Below are 286 nucleotides of genomic sequence, written 5' to 3' on the forward strand. Positions count from 1 at the left end.
GGGGATTCCATTGTCAGTATTCAACTGGTCAACAAGCTGCGTCAGGCCGGGTTCAGTCTGCAGGTGAAGACCCATTTTGACCACCCGAGCATCAGCACGCTGGCGGGGGTGCTGTCAGAGGCGCAAGTGGCGGCAGAGATGCTCACCGAGCAGGGCGAACTCACCGGTACGTTTTGTTTACTGCCCATCGAGCAGTGGTTCTTCGTATGTGAGTGGCCGTTGCCACTACACTGGTATCAGGCCTTCTTGGTCCGGATCCCCGGGGAAATTGCGCGGGTTGACATTG

At 57.7% G+C, this 286-nt stretch carries 1 protein-coding gene; it reads left to right on the top strand.

Annotated elements, in window-relative coordinates; translation table 11 throughout:
• Positions 1 to 286, top strand: a 286-nt coding sequence (locus ACYP03_RS25750; RefSeq protein WP_459782640.1) for a phosphopantetheine-binding protein, incomplete at both ends; no start/stop codon positions are given.

This window comes from Photobacterium sp. R1 (genome assembly GCF_054600795.1).